This is a genomic window from Cupriavidus sp. SS-3 (assembly GCF_035818815.1).
GTDB classification, from domain to species: domain Bacteria; phylum Pseudomonadota; class Gammaproteobacteria; order Burkholderiales; family Burkholderiaceae; genus Cupriavidus; species Cupriavidus taiwanensis_C.
Window position 1 is genome coordinate 82,000 of the sequence record NZ_JAYLVT010000002.1, and the last position, 20,350, is coordinate 102,349.

The window sequence follows — 20,350 nt, forward strand, 5'->3', positions numbered from 1 at the left end:
GCCCCGCGGGGCGCCAGTACTTCATGCCGAGGCCGACAACCGGTCAGGCGCCGGCCTTGGCGTGATGCACGCCGGTCGAGCCAAAGCCGCCCGCACCGCGTTCGCTGTCCTGGCTGAACTCTTCGACCGTCGAGAACACCGGCCGCAGCACCGGCACGAACATCATCTGCGCAATGCGCTCGCCCGGCTGGATCAGGATCGGCTCCGTGCCAGGCGCGTTGCGGTTCCACACGCTGACCATGATCTGGCCCTGGTAGTCGGCATCGATCACGCCGATCGAATTGCCCAGCACCAGCCCCTTCTTGTGGCCCAGCCCCGAGCGCGGCACGATGGTCGCGGCCATGTACGGATTGCCCATGTGCACGGCGATGCCGGCCGGCACCAGCTGCGCGGGCGTGCCCGGCGCGATCGCCACGGGCGCGTCGACGCAGGCGTGCAGGTCGATGGCGGCGGCCATCTCGCTCTGGTAGGCGGGCAGGCCCCATTCGTTCAGGCGCGCATCGAGCACCTTGATTTCGACGGTCGGGTTCAGAGGCTGGGTCATAAACAATCTCGGGAATACGTTGCAAAGTCAGGGCCGCGCGCGACCGGGCAGGCGCTGGCCGATGGCCGCGACCAGCTGGCGTGCCAGCGACAGCTTGTCGGCGCGCGGCAGCCGCGTCATGCCGGCGGCGTCGAACAGCACGATTTCGTTGTCGTCCAGGCCGAAGGTGTGGTGGCCGATATTGCCCACCAGCAGCGGTACGCCCTTGCGCTGGCGCTTCTGCTCGCCGTACTGCTCCAGGTTCTCGCTTTCGGCGGCAAAGCCGACGCAGTACGGCGCATCGGCGCGGGCCGCGACCGCGGCCAGGATGTCGGGGTTCTGCACGAACTGCAGCGTGGGCGTATCGGTATCGCTGGCCTTCTTCAGCTTTTGCTGCGCGACCTCGGCCGGGCGCCAGTCCGCCACCGCGGCCACCGCAACAAAGACATCGACGCCGGGCAGCTGCGCCATCACCGCGTCATGCATCTGCTGGGCGCTGCGCACGTCGGTGCGCATCACGCCGCGCGGCGTCGGCAGGCCGGTGGGGCCGGCCACCAGCAGCACTTCGGCGCCGGCCTCGCGCGCCGCGCGCGCGATCGAGAAGCCCATCTTGCCGGACGACAGATTGGTGATGCCGCGCACCGGGTCGATCGCCTCGAAGGTCGGGCCGGCGGTGATCAGCATGCGCTTGCCTTGCAGCGGCTTGGGCTGGAAGAAGGCGATGATGTCTTCGAGCAGTTCCTCGGGCTCCAGCATGCGGCCGTCGCCGACTTCGCCGCAGGCCTGGTCGCCGCTGCCCGGGCCCAGGATCACCACGCCGTCGGCGCGCAGTTGGGCGGCGTTGCGCTGGGTGGCGGGGGCGGCCCACATCTGACGGTTCATCGCCGGCGCCACCAGCAGCGGGCAGTCGCGCGCGATGCACAGCGTGCTCAGCAGGTCGTCGCACAGACCGTTGGCCAGCCGCGCCATGAAGTCGGTGGATGCAGGGGCGATGACAATGGCGTCGGCCTCGCGCGAGAGGTCGATATGCGCCATATTGTTGTCGATGCGCGCATCCCATTGCGACAGGAAGACCGGCCGGCCCGACAGCGCCTGCATCGTCACCGGGGTGATGAAATGCGTCGCCGCCTCGGTCATGGCCACCTGCACGGTGGCGCCGGCCTTGGTCAGCAGCCGGACCAGTTCGGCCGACTTGTAGCAGGCGATGCCGCCGGTCAGGCCGAGAACGATATGCTTGCCGCGCAAATCCATGGTGGGGAACCTGGCTGGGAGGAAAGGGGGATGATACCGGCGCCGCTCAGTGCTTGCGCACCCGCCGCAGCTCGTCGACGATCAGCAGCACCGCGCCCACCGTGATGGCGCAGTCGGCCACGTTGAAGGCCGGCCAGTGGTAGTTGCGCACGTAGAAGTCCAGGAAATCGATCACATGGCCGTAGGCCACGCGGTCGATCACGTTGCCGACCGCGCCGCCCAGGATCAGCGACACCGCGAAGCAGAACAGCCGCTGGCCGGTATGGCGGTACAGCAGCCAGACGATGAACGCGCCGACCACCACGCCCAGGCCGGTGAAGAACCAGCGCTGCCAGCCGCCGGCGTCGGCCAGGAAGCTGAACGCCGCGCCCTTGTTGTAGACCAGCACCAGGTTGAAGAACCCAGTCACCGGGCGCGACTCGCCGTAGCTGAAGCTGCGCACGATCACGATCTTGAAGAACTGGTCGAGCAGCACCACCAGCAGCGCAAAGGCCATCCACAGCAGCGGGGTGGTGCTGCCGGCAGCCTTGTTGCGGCGCGCCGGGCGCGCCGAACGGGACGTGGTCGATGCCATCAGGCGTGGCTCCTGTGTTCACCGGCGCCGAACAGGTTGCTGTCGCAGCGGCCGCAGAGGGTGGGGTGGTCGGGGTTGTGGCCGACGTCGGCGCGATAGTGCCAGCAGCGCTCGCACTTGGCATGCGCCGACGGCGTCACCGTCACCAGCAGGTCGCCAGCCTCGGGCGCGGGCGCGACCTTGGCCGACGAGGTCAGCAGCACGAAGCGCAGGTCGTCGCCCAGGCTCTGCAGCGCCGCCAGCACCGGACCGCCAGCCTGGATGGTCAGCTCGGCCTGCAGCGACGAACCGATCTCGCCTTCCACGCGCACCGCCTCCAGCTGCCGGGTGACCTCGGCGCGCACTTCGCGCAGCGTATGCCATTTCTGCAGCAGGTCGTCGGCATCGTCGACTTCCGGCACGGCGTAATAGGTGCTGGTGAAGATGGTGTCGGTGTGCGCGGTGCCATGGGCGAACACCTGCCATGCTTCCTCGGCGGTGAACGACAGGAACGGCGCCATCCAGTGCAGCATCGCCTGGGTGATGTGGTACAGCGCGTTCTGCGCGGCGCGGCGCGCCTTCGAGTCCGGCGCGGTGGTGTACAGGCGGTCCTTCAGCACGTCGAGGTAGAAGCCGCCCAGGTCCTCGGAGCAGAAGGTCTGCAGCTTGGCTACCACCGGGTGGAATTCATAGGCTTCGTAGTGCGACAGCACTTCCTTCTGCAGTTGCGCGGTCAGCGCCACGGCGTAGCGGTCGATCTCCAGCCATTCGGCGGCCGGCAGCGCATGCTTGCCGTGGTCGTAGTCGGACAGGTTGGACAGCAGGAAGCGCAGCGTATTGCGGATGCGGCGATAGCCTTCCACCACGCGCTTGAGGATCTCGTCGGAGATCGACAGCTCGCCGGAGTAATCGGTCGAGGCCACCCACAGGCGGATGATTTCCGCGCCCATCTTGTTCGCGATGTCCTGCGGCGACACGGTATTGCCGATCGACTTGGACATCTTGCGGCCTTCGCCGTCGACGGTGAAGCCGTGCGTCAGCAGCGCCTTGTAGGGCGGCTTGCCATACAGCATCGAGGCGGTCAGCAGCGACGAGTGGAACCAGCCCCGATGCTGGTCCGAGCCTTCCAGGTACAGGTCGGCCAGGCGCCCGTCGGCCTCGTCGGCGGCCGGGTCGTACAGGTCGTCGCGGTGCGAGCCGCGGATCACGGTCCAGTGCGTGGTGCCGGAATCGAACCAGACGTCGAGCGTGTCGCGGTTCTTCTCATACTGGCTGGCCTCGTCGCCCAGCAGTTCGGCCGGGTCCAGCGTCTGCCAGGCTTCGATGCCGTGCTGCTCGACGCGCTTGGCGATCTGTTCCAGCAGTTCGGGCGTGCGCGGATGCAGCGCGCCGGTTTCCTTGTGCACGAAGAACGCCATCGGCACGCCCCACTGGCGCTGGCGCGACAGGGTCCAGTCCGGGCGGTGGGCGATCATGTTGTGCAGTCGCTGCTTGCCCCACGACGGATAGAACTCGGTCGCCTCGATGCCGGCCAGCGCGGTCTCGCGCAGCGTCGGCACGGGCTTGCCGTTTTCCTCGGCCGGGTCCACGTCCATGCCCGCGAACCACTGCGAGGTGGCGCGGTAGATGATCGGCGTCTTGTGGCGCCAGCAGTGCATGTAGCTATGGGTGTACTTGTGCGAGTTAAACAGGTTGCCCGATTCCTGCAGCGCATCGACGATCTTGGGGTTGGCATCCCAGATCGACAAGCCGCCGAACAGCGGCAGCGTGCCGGCGTAGACGCCGTTGCCCATCACCGGGCTGATGATGTCCGCATCCGGCATGCCGTGCGCCTTGCACGACTGGAAGTCTTCCACGCCATAGGCAGGGGCCGAGTGCACGATGCCCGAGCCGGTGTCGGTGGTGACGTAGTCGCCCAGGTAGATCGGCGACAGGCGGTCATAGCCCGCGTCCATCTTGGCCAGCGGGTGGTGGAAGCGGATTTCCGACAGCGCGGCGCCGGTGGCCGTGGCGACGACCTTGCCTTCCAGGGCGTAGATCTTCAGCTGCTCCTCGACCCGCTCGGTGGCCAGGATCAGGTGGCCGCGCGGGGTGTCGACCAGCGCGTATTCCACCTCGGGGTGCACGTTCAGCGCCTGGTTGCTCGGGATGGTCCACGGCGTGGTGGTCCAGATCACGATCCAGCCCGGCCTGGCGTCGATCTGCTCGACCGGCACCTTGAACGCGTGCGCCAGCTTGTCGGTCTCGGCGAACGGGAAGCCCACGTCGATCGACAGGTCGACCTTGTCCTTGTATTCGACTTCGGCCTCGGCCAGCGCCGAGCCGCAGTCGAAGCACCAGTTCACCGGCTTCAGGCCGCGGAACACATAGCCCTTTTCCATGATCTTGCCGAGCGCGCGCAGTTCGTCCGCCTCGTTGCTGTAGTTCATGGTCAGGTAGGGGTGATCCCAGTCGCCCAGCACGCCCAGACGCTCGAAGTCCGCCATCTGGCGCTTGATCTGCTCGGTGGCGTACGCGCGCGCCTTGGCCTGGACTTCCTGCACCGGCAGGCCCTTGCCGAACTTCTTCTCGATCTGGATCTCGATCGGCATGCCGTGGCAATCCCAGCCCGGCACGTAGACGGCGTCGAGGCCGGTCAGGCCGCGCGCCTTGATGATCATGTCCTTGAGCACCTTGTTGACGGCGTGGCCGATATGGATGTCGCCGTTGGCATACGGCGGGCCGTCGTGCAGAACGAACTTCTTCGCGCCCTTGCGCGCCGCGCGGATCTTCTTGTAGAGCTGCTTTTCCTGCCACTGCTTGACCCATTGCGGCTCGCGCTTGGGCAGGTCGCCACGCATCGGGAAGGGCGTGTCGAGCAGGTTGACGGGATACTTGTTCTTCTCGGGCTTGGCGCGTTTGTCGTCAGACATTTCGATTCTCAGGGCAATTCGGTTGGCGCGCGGCCGGCGCTGGGCCGGCGGGCGCGCGTGAAGACTGGGGCAGGCGGCGTGCGAACCGGGCCCGCGCAGCGGGGCGCGGGGCGCCGGCCGCTACCTAATTCGGTCGGTGGCCGAGGTGGCGAAATCGCGGCCGCCGCTGCCTTCCGCTGCCGCCGCGGCGCCCGGCGCCGTCAGGCCGAAGAAGGCGCGCGCATCGGCGCTGTCCTTGGCGATCGCGGCGGTGAGTTCATCCAGGGAGTCGAAGCGCGCCTCGTCGCGCAGCTTCTTCATGAATTCGACCCGCACCAGCTTGCCGTACAGGCTTTCATTGAAATCGAACAGGTGGACTTCCAGCAGGACCCGGCCGGCGTCCTCGATGGTGGGGCGTACGCCGATGCTGGCCACGCCGGGCAGCGGATGGTCGGCGATGCCGTGCACCTGCACCACGAAGATGCCGCTGACCGCGGGCCGCTTGTGCGAGATGCGCAGGTTCAGCGTCGGGAAGCCGAGGTCGCGGCCCAGCTTGCGGCCGTGGATCACGTGGCCGCTGATGGCGTAGCCATGGCCGAGCAGGCGCCGCGCGTGTTCCAGGTCGCCATCGGCCAGCGCCTGGCGCACCGCCGAGCTGGAGATGCGGATGCCGCCCTCGGACACCGAGCCCATCTGCTCGACATCGAAGCCGTAGCGGCGCCCGGCCTCCTGCAGGTAGGTAAAGTCGCCGGCGCGTTTGGCGCCGAAGCGGAAATCGTCGCCGACCAGCAGCCAGCGGGTATGCAGGCCATGCCAGAGCACGTTCTCGACGAATTCCTGCGGCGACTGGCCGGCAAAGTGGGCGTTGAAGTGTTCCACCACCACGCGGTCGACGCCGTTGCGGCGCAGGCTTTCCAGCTTGTCGCGCAGCAGCGCGATCCGGGTGGGGGCCTTGTCCGGTGTAAAGAATTCGCGCGGATGCGGCTCGAAGGTCATCACGCACAGCGGCAGGCCGCGCGCATCCGCCGCCGCCCGCGCACGCGCGAGCAGCGACTGGTGGCCGCGATGCACACCGTCGAAATTGCCGATGGTGAGCGCGCAGGGCGCCCGGCTCTCGGCGTTGGGCAGGCCGCGGAAGACTTTCACGGGGACGGCGGGAAACGATTCAGGTAAAGCGAGCATTATAAGGCGAATGGGTCGGCTTGCCGCTGCCGCCGCCCCCGGCCGGTCGCCGCGCTGCGGCTTTTGTGCCGCAACCGGCCCTCCCGCCATGGCGCGATGCCGCAAAAGGCGGCATGATAGGCGCCACTTTGGCTCACTACGGGATCGCTACGGGCATCCAGCGCGGTATGCCCGATGTTCGCTCATTCCCCGATTCCCAGTTGAAAGCGCTGACCTATCGGTTCTTTTCCCGGCTCCTGCCCAGGAGCCTGCCTCAGTCGAGCGCCCAGCTCGACGTCGAGACGCGCGCCAAGCTGATGGCGATCGTGCACAAGAATGCGCCGACCGCCATCGTCGCCTCGGTGCTGCTGCCCGCGCTGACCACCATCGGGTTCTGGAACGACGTCAGCCCCGCCGCGCTGCTGGGCTGGTGCGCGGTGATGCTGCTGCTGACGGCCGGCGGGTTGTGGTTCTACATTGGCTACCAACGCGACCACGCCCTGATGAGCCGCTCCGCGCACACGCAGAAATGGTGGAACAACATGCGCGCGGTCGCTTTCCTGACCGGCGTGACCTGGGGCAGCTCGGCGCTGATGCATTTGTATACAGCCTCGCCGGTGTTCTCCAGCGTGCTGTACCTGCTGACCCTCGGCGTGCTTGCCGGCGGCGCGGTGTCGCAGGCGCCCGTGCCGTCGAACCTGGTCTACGCGGGCGTGCCGATCCTGGTACCGAACCTGCTGATGGCGGAATTCGCCTTCCCTGGCCACGGCGTCTATGTGCAGGGCCTGCTGGCAATCTACGCGTTGATGCTGTCGCGCCACGCCTTCAATCTGCAGGTGACGCTGGTGCGCGCGATCCAGCTGGAGGGCGACAGCCGGCGCCTGGCCAAGCAGTTCCAGGACGAGAAGGAGCGGGCGCTGCATGCCAGCGAAGAAAAGTCGCGCTTCCTGGCGGCCGCCAGCCATGACCTGCGCCAGCCGGTGCATGCGCTGGTGATGCTGGTCGAGGCGCTGCGCGCGCGCAACCAGTCGAGCGCGTTGCATCCGCTGGTGGAGCAGGTGGCGGCTGGCACCCAGACCATCGACCTGTTGTTCCGCTCGCTGCTGGACCTGTCCAAGCTGGAAGGGCGCAAGGTCCTGCCGACGCTGGAGCCGTGCGAGCTGGGCGCGCTGATCCGCGACGTGATGAGCCAGTTTGCCGCCGACGCGCGCGAAAGCGGGCTGACCCTGACCCCCCGAGTGCCCGACGAGCTGTACGCGATGGCTGAGCCGGTGCTGCTGCGCCGGGCCTTGTTCAACCTGGTGCAGAACGCGCTGCGCTATACCCAGCGCGGCGGCGTGCTGGTGACCGCGCGCCAGCGCCGCAAGAACGTGCGGCTGGAAGTATGGGACACCGGCGCCGGCGTCACCCCCGAGCACCTGCCGGACATCTTCTCGCCGTACTACCAGGTCCACAACCCGCAGCGTGACCCCTCGCAGGGGCTGGGATTGGGGCTGGCGATCTTCAAGGAATGCGTGCGGCTGATGCGCGGCACCTATGGCGTGCGCTCGGTGCCGGGCAAGGGCTCGGTGTTCTGGTTCGCGCTGGCGCCGGTGCCGGCCGAGACCGTGGCCAGCGTGCGCGAGATGCGCGCCATGGCGCAGGCCGAGGAGGCCAAGCCCGATCGCCTGCAGGGCACGGTGCTGGTGGTCGACGACGACAGCCAGATCCGCAAGGCCTGGATCGCGCTGATGGAGGCGTGGGGCATCCGCGTGGCCTGCGCCGCCCACGGTGCCGAGGCCGACAAGCTGTTTGCCCAGGGCCTGCGCCCGGACATCATCTTCTGCGACCTGCGCCTGCCGGGCAGCGAGAACGGGCTGGACCTGCTCGAGCGCTGGCAGAACACGCAGCCGCAGGCGCGCAGCGCATTGCTGACCGGGGACCTGAAGTCGGCCGCGCTGGCGGCGGCGGAGGAGGCAGGTTATTTCGTGCTGCCCAAGCCGGTGGACCCGGCCTCGCTGCGGATGCTGCTGCGACGCTGGCTGCGGCCCGCCTAGCGACGCGCCGGCGCACCCTGGTGAACGGTAACGGCCGTCGCGCGCCTTACTGGCGCAGCCGGAACCGTTCCATGCGCGACATCACCTGCATGCGGGTGCGCACGCCCAGGCGCTGCAGGATGGCGGACACGTGTTCCTTGACAGTGTTCTCGGTCAGCCCGAGCCGGCGCGCGATCACCTTGTTCGGCAGGCCTTCCAGCACCAGCGCCAGCACCGAACCCTGGCGCGGCGTCAGGCCCAGTTCGGCGGGCGTGACCGGAATGCCGTGAGCCGGGCCGAACGATTGCGCGCGGCCGTTGAGGGCTTCGTCGGTGGGGAAGGCGGTGTCGCCGGCCAGCACCTTGCGCACCGCGGCGGTGAAGGCATTGGCGTCCAGGTGCTTGCCGACGAAGCCGCACGCCGACAGCGCACGGGCGCGGCCGACGATTTCCGGGGTGGCCTCGGCCGACATGAAGATAAAGCGCGCGCCCGGGATGACGGTCTTGAAGGTCTGCATGGCGTCGAAGCCGGTACCGTCATTCAGCCAGATATCGAGCAGCACGATATCGGGGCGCAAGCCTTGCTGCAGGCTGGCCAGGGCCTCGCGGGCACTGCCGGCGGCATGGACTGCCACATCCGGCATGACTTCGGCCAGGAAGGCGGTGGTCCCTGACAAGGCCATAGGATGATCATCGACCACCAACAACGTCGGTGCAGCGTTCGACATGCGAATTCCCGTTCAAATATCCCGTTTCGTCCTTGTTGTCACCTCTCCGGAGAACCTGTGTCATGCACAGGAATGGCGCGTGGACGTAGGGCCCACTCTAGCAGAGGGGGCGAAGCGTCACAATCCATCAATCGGGTTATACGGCTTCGCTACCACAGGCCAGTTAATCGGCGCCTGCCCGGATCTCGTGAATTAAGCACGTACTGGTTTGGCTTTACCGGAGTTTAGCGCCTTGCCTTGGTAGAATTGCGCGATGAAAAAAATTGTCATCTTGATTTCCGGGCGAGGCTCCAATATGGAAGCCATCGTCCGTGCCTGCGCGGACGGCGGCTGGCCCGCCCGCGTGGCGGCGGTGCTGTCGAACCGGCCGGACGCCGCGGGCCTGCAGTTTGCGCGCCAGCAAGGCATTGAAACCGGCGTGGTCGACCATCGCCAGTATCCAGACCGCGCCGCCTTCGACGCGGCGCTGGCCGAGGCCATCGACGCCCATGCCCCCGATCTGGTGGTGCTGGCGGGTTTCATGCGTATACTCACGCCCGGCTTTGTCGACCGCTACGCGGGCCGGCTGCTGAATATCCATCCGTCGCTGCTGCCGTGCTTCCCCGGCCTGAATACCCACCAGCAGGCGCTGGATGCCGGTGTCAAGCTGCATGGCGCGACCGTGCATTTCGTGACCCCGGAGCTGGACCATGGCCCGATCGTGATCCAGGCCGCGCTCGACGTGCTGCCGGCGGACACGCCCGCGACCCTGGCCGAGCGCCTGCTCGCCTGCGAGCACGTGATTTACCCCCGCGCCGTGCAGTGGTTCGTCGAGGACCGGCTGCAGCTCCAGAACGGCGTCGTCAACGTTATCAACCCGGCCGAACCGCAATTGCTGATGGCCATCTCCGCCGCGACCCCGGCGGCAGGAGTCCAGGCATGAGCCGTACCCAGGCAGGAAACCGTTCCCCGCGCGGCGAGGGCCGCGCCCCCGCGCGCAGCAAGGGCAAGAGCAGCCCGATCCGCAAGTCGCCCAATGCCGGTGGCGCCAACGGCGCCCCGGTGCGCACGCATGGCGGCCTGCATGCCACCCATATCCAGCATATCGATCGCCTGCTGGGCAAGGTGATGCTGTTCGCGCGTCCCGCCGATGCGGTGGTCAGCTATTACTTCCGCGAAAACGCCAAACTCGGCCACCGCGAGCGCGGCATCATTGCCGAGGCGATCTACGCGGTGCTGCGCCGGCGCGTCGAATTTGCCCAGTTCGCCGAGAGTGGCACCGGCGCGGCCTCGCGCCGCCTGGCGCTGCTGGGGCTGGCGGCGACGCTGGGCCGCGATGCGCTGTCGCCGTTCCTCTATCCCGATGAAGCCGAGTGGCTGGACCGCCTGACCACCATCGAGCGCTCCAGCCTCGCGCCGCGCGTGCGCGCCAACCTGCCCGAGTGGCTGTACGACGAACTGGTGCGCCAGCATGGCGAGTCCTTTGCCGCGGCCCTGGGCGACGCCTGGCTGCGCCCGGCGCCGCTGGACCTGCGCGTCAACCTGGGCAAGACCAGCCGCGAGGCCGCGCTGGCCGAGCTGCAGGCCGCGGGCCTGGGCGCCGAGCCCACGCCGATGGCGCCGGCCGGCATCCGCATGGCCGGCAAGCCGGCGCTGAACCAACTGCCGATCTTCGTCAACGGGCTGGTCGAGGTGCAGGACGAAGGCAGCCAGCTGCTGTGCAGCCTGGTGGCGCCGCGGCGCGGCGAGATGGTGGTCGACTTCTGCGCCGGCGCCGGCGGCAAGACGCTGGCGCTGGGCGCGGCGATGCGCTCGACCGGCCGGCTCTATGCCTTCGACGTATCGGAGAAGCGCCTGGCCAACCTGAAGCCGCGGCTGGCGCGCAGCGGCCTGTCGAACGTCCATCCGGTGCTGATCGACTCCGAACGCGACGCCAAGATCAAGCGCCTGGCCGGCAAGGCCGACCGCGTGCTGGTGGATGCGCCGTGCAGCGGCCTGGGCACGCTGCGCCGTAACCCTGACCTGAAGTGGCGGCAATCGCCGGAGTCGGTGCTGGAACTGACCGCCAAGCAGACCGCGATCCTGGACTCCGCGGCGCGGCTGGTGAAGGGCGGCGGCCGCGTGGTGTACGCGACCTGCAGCGTGCTCGAAGCCGAGAACGAGCAGATCGTGCGCGATTTCCTCGCCGCGCACCCCAACTTCCGCCTGGTGCCGGCCGCCGAAGTGCTGGCCGAGCAGAAGATCGAAGTGCCGGACCTGCCGGACAACGGCATGTTCGCCTTGTATCCGCACCTGCACCAGACCGATGGCTTCTTTGCCGCGGTGCTGGAGCGCACCAGCTGATCGCGGTTTCCAGCCGCGCCGCCCGCCGCGCGCGGGCGGCCAACTTTGAACCTGCACCATGAACGGTGAAACCCTGTCCGACCTCGGCGGCCTGAAGGACCTGAAAGCCTCGCATTCGATGTTCGGCAAGATGCTGGACGACCTGATCCGCGATGCCGGCGGCCCCGGCTTTTTCTGGCAGTTGCTGGTGCTGGCCGGCTGCTTGCTGGTGGCGTGGCCGCTGGCGCGCTTCGTGGTGCGGCGGCTGGAGGCCCGCTACGAGGCCTCCAGCTTCTCCGTGCGCTTTGCCGCCGCCAGCCTCGAGCGCGCGATGTTTCCGCTGGCCGGCTGGGCGCTGGTGCTGGTGGCCCGCTTTGCGCTGGCGCCGCTGATCCCGGTCAGCGTGCTGCGGCTGGCGCTGGTGCCGCTGTTCGGCATCACCGCGCTGAATTTCACCTTCTACGTGCTGCGCCGCGTCATGTCCGGCAGCGGCCAGCTGCACGGCATGCTGCTGCTGGTCGAGAAGGTGCTGACCACGCTGGTCTGGGTGGGCATGGCCCTGTACGTGCTGGGCGTGCTCGGCGACGTGGTGGGCTGGATGGAGAGCGTGCGCTTCTCGATCGGCGGCAAGCAGAAGATCAGTGTGGCCGAGACCCTGATGGCGGTGGTCTGGATCCTGCTGACGGTGCTGGTGGCACTGTGGTTCGGCTCGTGGCTGGAAGAGCGGCTGATGCGTTCGGCCAACCTCGACGGCAACCTGAAGGTGGTGCTGACGCGGATTTCCAAGGCATTGCTGCTGCTGGTGTCGCTGCTGCTGAGCCTGTCGCTGGTGGGCATCGACCTGACCGTGCTGTCGGTCTTCGGCGGCGCGCTGGGCGTGGGCCTGGGGCTGGGTTTGCAGAAGATCGCCAGCAATTACATCTCGGGCTTCATCATCCTGCTGGACCGCTCGGTCAAGCTGGGCGACCAGATCACGGTGGACAAGTACACCGGCATCGTGTCGCAGATCCGCACCCGCTACACCGTGGTGCGCAACGGCGACGGCGAGACGCTGGTGCCGAACGAGCAGCTGGTGGCGCAGTCGGTGCAGAACCATTCGTTCTCGAACACCAACGTGCGCGTGGCGACACGCGTGCAGGCCGACTACAGCGCCGATCCCGAGACCGTGATCGCGCTGCTGACCGAATGCGTGCGTACACTGCCGCGCGTGCTGCCCGACCCTGAGCCCGCGGCTTTCCTGGTGCTGTTCGCCGACAGTGGCATCGAATACGAAGTCGCGGTGTTCGTGGCCGATCCGCAGAACGGCAAGCTTGGGGTGCAATCGGCGATGAACCGCGCCATCTGGCGTACGCTGCGCGAGCACGGCATCTCTATTCCATACCCGCAGCGCGAACTCCGTGTGATGCATGAGACGCTGCCTGGGGGCCCCGGCGGACCGAAGGCGAGCATTTTGCCAGAGGCTGCAAACGCCTCCTGAACTTCCCGGCAAGGGGCACGCAGAGCGGGCGACGGATGCGCCACCCGTGGAACGAAAACCGTTGCACCCCGTCCAAATCCGGGAAATAGCGTATGCTTGCGCCCTCGGCGATCCGGTAGAATGCCGGGTTGTCGCGGGTTGAGACATCCCGCTCCCACATCAGACAGCCGCCAGATTGCAGCGGCTCGTTCCCGGCTCGCTTCATGAGCCGCTAGCCACGGCCGGCGCCGCGCGTGCTGCCCTGGGGGAGCCCGGAGCGACTTCGGGTCCCGTGGCAAGCGCCAGACAGCTATCGCAATCAATAGATTCGCAGCTATTTTTTCTGCGCGTTGTGTGTACCGGCCCAGCCGGATTGCACGGGAAAGTCCCTGTTTAACCGACGGAGAACAGTTTGTTCGACACTATTCTTGACTGGGCCGCCAACGGCCTTGCCAACTGGACCTGGTGGGAGATCGTCATCTACACGCTGGTGACGACGCATATCACGATCGCCGGCGTCACCATCTTCCTGCATCGCTGCATGGCGCACCGGTCGCTGGACCTGCACCCCATCGCTCAACACTTTTTCCGCTTCTGGCTGTGGCTGACCACGGGCATGGTCACGCGCGAGTGGACCGCGATCCACCGCAAGCACCACGCCAAGTGCGAAACCGAGGACGATCCGCACAGCCCGCAGACCCGCGGCATCCGCAAGGTGCTGCTGGAGGGGGCTGAACTCTATCGCGCCGAGGCCAAGAACAAGGAAACCATCGCCAAGTTCAGCCATGGCTGCCCCAATGACTGGATCGAGCGCAACCTGTACTCGCGCTTCACCTGGCAGGGCGTCGGCCTGATGCTGATCATCGACCTGGCGCTGTTCGGGGTGATCGGCATGACCGTGTGGGCGGTGCAGATGCTGTGGATCCCGATCCATGCCGCGGGCATCATCAATGGCCTGGGCCACTGGTGGGGCTACCGCAACTACGATTGCGAGGACGCATCGACCAACGTGTCGCCGTGGGGCCTGATCATTGGCGGCGAAGAGCTGCACAACAACCACCACACCTACCCGACCTCGGCCAAGTTCTCGATCAAGTGGTATGAGTTCGACGTGGGCTGGGGCTATATCCGCGCGATGCAGGCGGTGGGCCTGGCCAAGGTCAAGAAGATCCCGCCCAAGGCGCGCCTGGTGGAGGCCCGTCCGGTCGACCACAACACGCTGGAAGCCATCATCGCCAACCGCTATGACGTGATGGCGCGCTACGCCAAGGCCGTCAAGGGCGCGTTCCGCCAGGAACTGGAAAAGCTCAAGGAAGGCCGCGTCGCCGAGTACCGCAGCTTCAAGCCCGCCAGCAAGTGGTTCCACCGCGAGGAAACCAAGCTGGCCGCGCAGCAGCGCGAGCAGCTGGCGAGCATCGTCGAGCAGAACAAGGCGCTGCAGACCTTCGTTGAAATGCGCCGTGAACTGGCCGCCATCTGGGGCCGTTCGAACCTGACGCGCGAGCAGCTGCTGCAGCAGCTGCAGGCCTGGTGCCACCGTGCCGAGGCCAGCGGTATCCAGGCGTTGCACGATTTCTCGCTGCGCCTGCGCCGCTACGCCTGATACAATTCGGCCGCGCCGTATGGTTTGACAAAGCCCCGCCCATGGCGGGGCTTTTGTTTTAGATAAACTCCCCCATGTTCTGGCCGGCCGCACCCTGTTGGCGGAGGTCTAGAGGAGTACCCGGAGATGACCCCACAATCGATCAAGACCGTCGAGTTCGAGAAGCCGAACCTGGCGAGTGCCCAAAACGCCGCTGGCGCCAGCTGCGTGGCCCATGCCTGGGCCAAGGTGCCGCCGGTGCTGTCGCCCGATGAGCGGCAGTCGCTGAAGGCGCGTATCCGCCGCTTGCTGAAGGAGCGCAATGCGGTGCTGGTGGCGCATTACTACGTCGACGCCGACCTGCAGGACCTCGCCGAGGAAACCGGCGGCTGTGTCTCCGACTCCCTCGAAATGGCCCGCTTCGGCCGCGACCACGAAGCCAGGACGCTGGTGGTGGCCGGCGTGCGCTTCATGGGCGAGACCGCCAAGATCCTCAGCCCCGAGAAGACCGTGCTGATGCCGGACCTGGACGCGACCTGCTCGCTTGACCTGGGCTGTCCGGCCGACGAGTTCGCCGCCTTCTGCGATGCGCACCCCGACCGCACCGTGGTGGTCTATGCCAACACCAGCGCCGCGGTGAAGGCGCGCGCGGACTGGATGGTGACCTCCAGCATCGGGCTGAAGATCGTCGAGCACCTGCACGCGCAGGGCAAGAAGATCCTGTGGGCACCGGACAAGCACCTGGGCAGCTATATCCAGAAGCAGACCGGCGCCGACATGCTGCTGTGGCAGGGCTCTTGCCTGGTGCACGACGAGTTCAAGGGCATCGAGCTGGACCTGCTGCGCCGCGAATTCCCCAACGCCAAGATCCTGGTGCATCCGGAATCGCCGGAGAACGTGGTGGCGCAGGCCGACGTGGTCGGCTCCACCTCGCAACTGATCGAGGCCGCGCAAAAGCTGGACGCAACCGAATTCATCGTCGCCACCGACAACGGCATCCTGCACAAGATGCGCATGGCCGCGCCCGGCAAGCACTTCATCGAGGCGCCGACCGCCGGCAACAGCGCGACCTGCAAGAGCTGCGCGCACTGCCCGTGGATGGCGATGAACGCGCTGACCAACCTGGCCGAGGTGCTGGAGACTGGCCGCAACGAGATCCATGTCGATCCCGTGATCGGTAGCCAGGCCGTAACCTGCATCAACCGCATGCTGGATTTCGCTGCCGCGCAGAAGCGCAATGTACGTCCGTCGGCTGACCTCGCCAACGAGCAGGCGCTGTTCCAGGGGATCGGCCCGGCATGAGCGTGAATCCGGTTTTCGATAGCTACGGCGCGGCGCTGCAGGCAGCGCTGCAGGCCAATGTCCAGGCAGCCATCGCCGAGGATGTCGGCAGCGGCGACCTGACCGGCCTGCTGGTGCCGGCGGACAAGTCCGCGCATGCGCGCGTGATCGTGCGCGAGTCCGCGGTGCTGTGCGGCCAGCCTTGGTTCGATGCGTGCATGCGCGCGGTCGACCCGGCGCTGGAAGTGCGCTGGCTGCAGCAAGAGGGCGCGCGCATGGGGCCGGATTCCGTGGTGTGCGAGATCGCCGGCCCGGCGCGCTCGCTGCTGACCGCCGAACGTCCGTCGCTGAACTTCCTGCAGCTGCTGTCCGGCGTGGCGACCACCACGCGCCGCTATGCCGACCTGATCGCCGGCACCCGTGCGCGCGTGCTCGATACCCGCAAGACGCTGCCCGGGCTGCGCCTGGCGCAGAAGTACGCGGTACGCATCGGCGGCGGCGAGAACCAGCGCCTGGCGCTGTATGACGGCATCCTGATCAAGGAAAACCATATCGCCGCGGCCGGCAGCATCGGCGCGGCGATGCGGGCGGCGCTGGCGCTCGATACGCAGGCGTCGGTGCAGATCGAGGTCGAGAGCCTGGCCGAACTGGAGGAAGCGCTGGCGGCCGGTGCCACGTCGGTGCTGATCGACAACTTCACCGTGCCGATGATGCAGGACGCCGTGAAGATCAACCAGGGCAGGGCGCTGCTGGAGGTATCGGGTGGCGTCAATGCCGACACCATCCGCACCTTTGCCGAGACCGGGGTGGACCGGATCTCGGTGGGCGCGCTGACCAAGGACGTGCGCGCGACGGATTACTCGCTGCGCATCATCGGCTGAGGGTTGTTCCGGCCAAATGAATAACGGGGTGGGCCATGCGGCGCCACCCCGTTTTGCTTGGCAAACGCGTCGTCAACGCTTGCGGCCGGCAGGCGGCTGCATCACCGTCGGCAGAGCCTTCGGCAATGAATCAGGATAGTCCCGGCTGAAATGCAGCCCGCGGCTTTCATGCCGCGAATAGGCGCTGTCCACGATCAGCGAAGCCACTTCGACCAGGTTGCGCAGTTCCAGCAGGTCGGTGGTGACGCGGAAATTGGCGTAGTACTCGGCAATCTCCTCGCGCAGCAGCACGATGCGGTGCTGCGCGCGTTCCAGGCGCTTGCTGGTGCGCACGATGCCGACGTAGTTCCACATCATGCGGCGCAGCTCGTCCCAGTTGTGCGACACCACGACTTCTTCGTCGGCATCGGAAACACGGCTCTCGTCCCACGCCGGCAGCGCGATATTGGGCGCGCCGGCCTTGTCCTGCGAGGCGATGTCTGCGGCGGCGGCGCGGCCGATCACCATGCATTCGAGCAGCGAGTTCGAAGCCAGCCGATTGGCGCCATGCAGGCCGGTGCAGGCGGTCTCGCCCACGGCGTAGAGACCGCCGATATCGGTGCGGCCCATGGTGTCCGTCACCACGCCGCCGCAGGTGTAGTGCGCGGCCGGCACCACCGGAATCGGCTCGCGCGTGATGTCGATGCCCAGTTCCAGGCAGCGCGCATGGATGGTCGGGAAGTGTTCCTTCAGGAAGGCCTCGGGCTGGTGCGTGATATCGAGATAGACGCAGTCCAGCCCGCGCTTCTTCATTTCGAAGTCGATCGCGCGCGCCACCACGTCGCGCGGCGCCAGTTCGGCGCGTTCGTCGTGTTCGGGCATGAAGCGCGTGCCGTCGGGCAGCTTGAGCAGGCCACCTTCGCCGCGCACCGCTTCGGAGATCAGGAAAGACTTGGCGTAGGGGTGGTACAGGCAAGTGGGGTGGAACTGGATGAATTCCATGTTCGACACCCGGCAGCCCGCGCGCCAGGCCATGGCGATGCCGTCGCCGGTGGCCGTGTCCGGATTGGTGGTGTAGAGGTAGACCTTGCCCGCACCGCCAGCGGCCAGCACGGTGTGCGTGGCGGTGATGGTGTGCACTGCGCCGGTGCGGTCGTCCAGCACGTAGAGGCCGTAGCAGCGGTTGCCCGGCAGCCCCATCTTGCGCGACGTGATCAGGTCGATCGCGAAGTGGTCTTCCAGGATGGTGATGTTCGGGTGCTGCGTGGCCTGCTGCAGCAGCGTGCTGACCACCGCATGGCCGGTGGCGTCGGCGGCGTGGATAATGCGCCGGCGGCTATGGCCGCCTTCGCGGGTCAGGTGGAAGCCCAGTTCGGCCTGCGCGTCGCGGGTGAAGGGTACGCCCCGGTCGATCAGCCACTGGATGGCCTCGCGCCCGTGCTCCACGATAAAGCGCGTGGCCTCTTCATCGCACAGCCCCGCACCTGCAACGAGCGTGTCCTGGGTGTGTTCGTCGTGGCTGTCGCCGGAGTCCAGCACCGCCGCGATGCCGCCTTGCGCCCAGTCGCTGGCGCCCTGGGTCATGGCGCGCTTGCTGAGGATGGCCACCCGGTGGGTGTCGGCCAGTTGCAATGCGACCGTAAGGCCGGCCAGGCCGCTGCCGACGATGGCGACGTCGAAATTCATGGTGCAAGGAGAGCGCGGGCAGGGCGCTTAACAGATTGGGGAAACGGCAAAGTCTACACCCGGCGCGCCATCCCGTGCATCAGTCCGCCGGGCCGATATGCAATTGTGCGCAATATCGACGGGCAACAAAAAGCCCCGCGGCATGGCGGGGCTTTCTGGCGGGATACCGGATCAATTACTTGATCTTGGTTTCCTTGTAAGCGACGTGCTTGCGGGCGACGGGATCGAACTTCATGATCTCCATCTTTTCCGGCATGGTGCGCTTGTTCTTGGTGGTGGTGTAGAAGTGACCGGTACCTGCGGTCGATTCCAGCTTGATCTTGTCGCGGCCGCCCTTGCTTGCCATGATGTACTCCTAATTAGACTTCGCCGCGTGCGCGCAGGTCGGCGAGCACGGAGTCGATGCCTTTCTTGTCGATCAGGCGCAGGCCGGCGTTCGAGACGCGCAGGCTCACCCAGCGGTTTTCGGATTCAACGAAGAAACGACGATTCTGCAGGTTGGGCAGAAAACGGCGCTTGGTCTTGTTGTTTGCGTGGGAAACGTTGTTGCCGACCATCGGCGCTTTCCCGGTCACTTGACAGACGCGTGCCATGAAGCACTCCTAAATCTTCTATTCGTGGACAATGTTCGCAACAGATCAACAAAAGGCGCGCGGGCCCGGACTGCAGCGGTTGAGACTTCAGCAAAACGGGCATTATAGACCGGATTCCTCCAGCGAATCAATGCTTTCTGCGCTCCGGCCCCGGCAGTGTTGCAGCCCTGCTCCTCTGGTGTCGTAGGCGTCACAGCCCGGGCAGGCGCTCGCAGGATTCCGCCAGCGAGCGGATTTCGTGCCCCGCGACGATGAAATGGTCCAGCAGCCGCACGTCGATCAGGTCGAGCGTGCGCGCCAGCTCGCGCGTCAGGTGGATGTCGCTCTGGCTGGGGGCCGTGGTGCCGCGCGGATGGTTGTGGGCGACGATGATGCCGGCCGCGTTATGCGTCAGGGCCTGGCGCGCCACCTCGCGTGGATAGACCGAGGTCCGCGTCAGCGTGCCGCGGAACAGCTCTTCGCTGGCCACCATGCGGTTGCCGGGATCCAGGAACAGGCACATGAAAACTTCGTGCTGCAGCGGTGCGAGGGTCAGGCGCAGGTAGCTGCGCACCGAATCCGGAGAGTCGAAGCCGGCCGGCAGCCGCAGCGACTCGGCCAGCGCGCGTCGCGCCAGCTCGGGGATGGCCTGCAACTGGGCGAACTTGGTCGTGCCCATGCCGCGCACGCCGGCGAGCGCCTCGCCCTCGGCCGCAAACAGCGCGGTCAGCGAGCCGAAGCGGTGCAGCAGCTCGCGTGCCAGGTCCACGGCACTTTTGCCGGCGGCGCCCACGCGCAGCAGGACGGCCAGCAGTTCGGCATCAGACAGGGCGGCAGCGCCGCTTTCCAGCAGTTTCTCGCGGGGCCGCTCGCAGGCGGGCCATTTGGCAATGGTCATGGGCATCCAGAAGTAGTCGCGTCGGGAACAGGGCCTGAGGCGCTGGGGCGGCGGGCCAGGGGCCAGTCGAATACAATACGGGTTGTTCCCTGGTTGATCACCCATGAATTTGCAAACTTTCGCGTCGGAAGCCGACGGCGGCACGGCTGGCCGCAAGACTGTCCAGGCCGACTCCTTCCTGACCCTGCACTACAGCATCGCGCTCGACAACGGCACCGAGGTCGTCAGCACGTTCGAGGAAAAGCCCGCCACGCTGCTGCTGGGCCAGGGCCAGTTCGCGCCGACGCTCGAGCAGGCGCTGCTGGGCATGCCCGAAGGCGAGCGCATGACCTATCGCCTGGCGCCCGAGCAGGCCTTCGGTCCGCGCAACGCCGAGCTGCTGCAGTGGGTGTCGCTGGCCACGCTGCGCGAGAACAGTTCGTTCGAAGAGGACTACAGCCCGGGTGACCTGGTCGAGTTCAACGCGCCCGGCGGCGGCAAGTACGCCGGCGTGCTCAAGGAGATCGGCGAGACCGCCGCGTTGTTCGACTTCAACCATCCGCTGGCTGGGCAGACCATCCTGTTCGACGTGCAGCTGATCGGCATTCTCTGAA

Annotated in this window: 18 protein-coding genes; 8 read left to right on the top strand and 10 right to left on the bottom strand. The window is 66.9% G+C overall.

Annotated elements, in window-relative coordinates; genetic code table 11:
* Positions 1-43: 43 nt before the first annotated feature.
* The 5 genes from dut to U9J39_RS03750 form a co-directional block, all read right to left on the bottom strand.
* Positions 44-544, bottom strand: coding sequence for a dUTP diphosphatase (gene dut / locus U9J39_RS03730; protein ID WP_115681043.1), 501 nt, complete (start codon positions 542-544; stop codon positions 44-46).
* Between the two features lie 27 nt (positions 545-571).
* Positions 572-1,774 carry a bifunctional phosphopantothenoylcysteine decarboxylase/phosphopantothenate--cysteine ligase CoaBC gene (gene coaBC / locus U9J39_RS03735; protein WP_115710682.1) on the bottom strand — a complete coding sequence of 401 codons (1,203 nt, stop codon included), beginning with the start codon at positions 1,772-1,774 and terminating at the stop codon, positions 572-574.
* A 46-nt stretch (positions 1,775-1,820) separates the two neighbouring features.
* The gene (lspA, locus tag U9J39_RS03740; RefSeq protein WP_326346556.1) at positions 1,821-2,348 is read right to left on the bottom strand and encodes a signal peptidase II; all 528 of its coding nucleotides are present in this window, start codon (positions 2,346-2,348) and stop codon (positions 1,821-1,823) included.
* Positions 2,348-5,239 carry an isoleucine--tRNA ligase gene (ileS, locus tag U9J39_RS03745; protein ID WP_326346557.1) on the bottom strand — a complete coding sequence of 964 codons (2,892 nt, stop codon included), beginning with the start codon at positions 5,237-5,239 and terminating at the stop codon, positions 2,348-2,350. The genes lspA and ileS overlap by 1 nt, the downstream gene beginning before the upstream one ends.
* A gap of 120 nt (positions 5,240-5,359) precedes the next feature.
* Positions 5,360-6,364, bottom strand: a complete 1,005-nt coding sequence (locus U9J39_RS03750) for a bifunctional riboflavin kinase/FAD synthetase (protein ID WP_326346558.1) — start codon at positions 6,362-6,364, stop codon at positions 5,360-5,362.
* A gap of 236 nt (positions 6,365-6,600) precedes the next feature.
* Here U9J39_RS03750 and U9J39_RS03755 point away from each other — a divergent pair, with 236 nt between their 5' ends.
* Positions 6,601-8,415: a hybrid sensor histidine kinase/response regulator gene (locus U9J39_RS03755; RefSeq protein WP_115710675.1), complete on the top strand. Its 1,815-nt coding sequence runs from the start codon at positions 6,601-6,603 to the stop codon at positions 8,413-8,415.
* A 46-nt stretch (positions 8,416-8,461) separates the two neighbouring features.
* Here U9J39_RS03755 and U9J39_RS03760 read toward each other — a convergent pair whose 3' ends face one another.
* Positions 8,462-9,121 carry a response regulator gene (locus U9J39_RS03760; RefSeq protein WP_012353747.1) on the bottom strand — a complete coding sequence of 220 codons (660 nt, stop codon included), beginning with the start codon at positions 9,119-9,121 and terminating at the stop codon, positions 8,462-8,464.
* 253 nt (positions 9,122-9,374) lie between these two features.
* Between U9J39_RS03760 and purN the strand changes: the two genes are divergently transcribed.
* From purN to nadC, 6 genes are all read left to right on the top strand, one after another.
* Positions 9,375-10,043, top strand: coding sequence for a phosphoribosylglycinamide formyltransferase (gene purN, locus U9J39_RS03765; RefSeq protein ID WP_116313022.1), 669 nt, complete (start codon positions 9,375-9,377; stop codon positions 10,041-10,043).
* Positions 10,040-11,443 (top strand): RsmB/NOP family class I SAM-dependent RNA methyltransferase, encoded by a 1,404-nt coding sequence (locus tag U9J39_RS03770; RefSeq protein WP_326346559.1) that lies wholly within the window; start codon positions 10,040-10,042, stop codon positions 11,441-11,443. Before purN ends, U9J39_RS03770 begins: the two co-directional genes overlap by 4 nt.
* Before the next feature lie 58 nt (positions 11,444-11,501).
* Entirely contained in the window at positions 11,502-12,899 is a 1,398-nt protein-coding gene (locus U9J39_RS03775; protein WP_115681036.1) for a mechanosensitive ion channel family protein, read from the top strand.
* Between the two features lie 391 nt (positions 12,900-13,290).
* Positions 13,291-14,481, top strand: coding sequence for a DesA family fatty acid desaturase (locus U9J39_RS03780; protein ID WP_115710671.1), 1,191 nt, complete (start codon positions 13,291-13,293; stop codon positions 14,479-14,481).
* A gap of 126 nt (positions 14,482-14,607) precedes the next feature.
* On the top strand, positions 14,608-15,762 hold the full coding sequence (nadA, locus tag U9J39_RS03785) for a quinolinate synthase NadA (RefSeq protein ID WP_326346560.1): 1,155 nt from the start codon (positions 14,608-14,610) through the stop codon (positions 15,760-15,762).
* Positions 15,759-16,622 carry a carboxylating nicotinate-nucleotide diphosphorylase gene (gene nadC / locus U9J39_RS03790; protein WP_326346561.1) on the top strand — a complete coding sequence of 288 codons (864 nt, stop codon included), beginning with the start codon at positions 15,759-15,761 and terminating at the stop codon, positions 16,620-16,622. Before nadA ends, nadC begins: the two co-directional genes overlap by 4 nt.
* 72 nt (positions 16,623-16,694) lie before the next feature.
* Here the strand turns inward: nadC and nadB are convergent, their stop codons facing one another.
* The 4 genes from nadB to radC all read right to left on the bottom strand — a co-directional run bounded on the left by nadB (position 16,695) and on the right by radC (position 19,757).
* Positions 16,695-18,287, bottom strand: a complete 1,593-nt coding sequence (nadB, locus tag U9J39_RS03795; protein ID WP_116313019.1) for an L-aspartate oxidase — start codon at positions 18,285-18,287, stop codon at positions 16,695-16,697.
* Positions 18,288-18,462: 175 nt separating this feature from the next.
* Positions 18,463-18,633, bottom strand: a complete 171-nt coding sequence (gene rpmG / locus U9J39_RS03800) for a 50S ribosomal protein L33 (protein WP_010814980.1) — start codon at positions 18,631-18,633, stop codon at positions 18,463-18,465.
* 13 nt (positions 18,634-18,646) lie between these two features.
* A complete protein-coding gene (gene rpmB / locus U9J39_RS03805) occupies positions 18,647-18,880 on the bottom strand; it encodes a 50S ribosomal protein L28 (protein WP_006575661.1) in 234 nt (77 codons plus the stop codon).
* Between the two features lie 190 nt (positions 18,881-19,070).
* Positions 19,071-19,757 (bottom strand): RadC family protein, encoded by a 687-nt coding sequence (radC, locus tag U9J39_RS03810; protein WP_115710665.1) that lies wholly within the window; start codon positions 19,755-19,757, stop codon positions 19,071-19,073.
* Positions 19,758-19,860: 103 nt separating this feature from the next.
* Between radC and U9J39_RS03815 the strand changes: the two genes are divergently transcribed.
* On the top strand, positions 19,861-20,349 hold the full coding sequence (locus U9J39_RS03815) for an FKBP-type peptidyl-prolyl cis-trans isomerase (RefSeq protein WP_116313018.1): 489 nt from the start codon (positions 19,861-19,863) through the stop codon (positions 20,347-20,349).
* The last annotated feature ends 1 nt before the right edge of the window (position 20,350 follow it).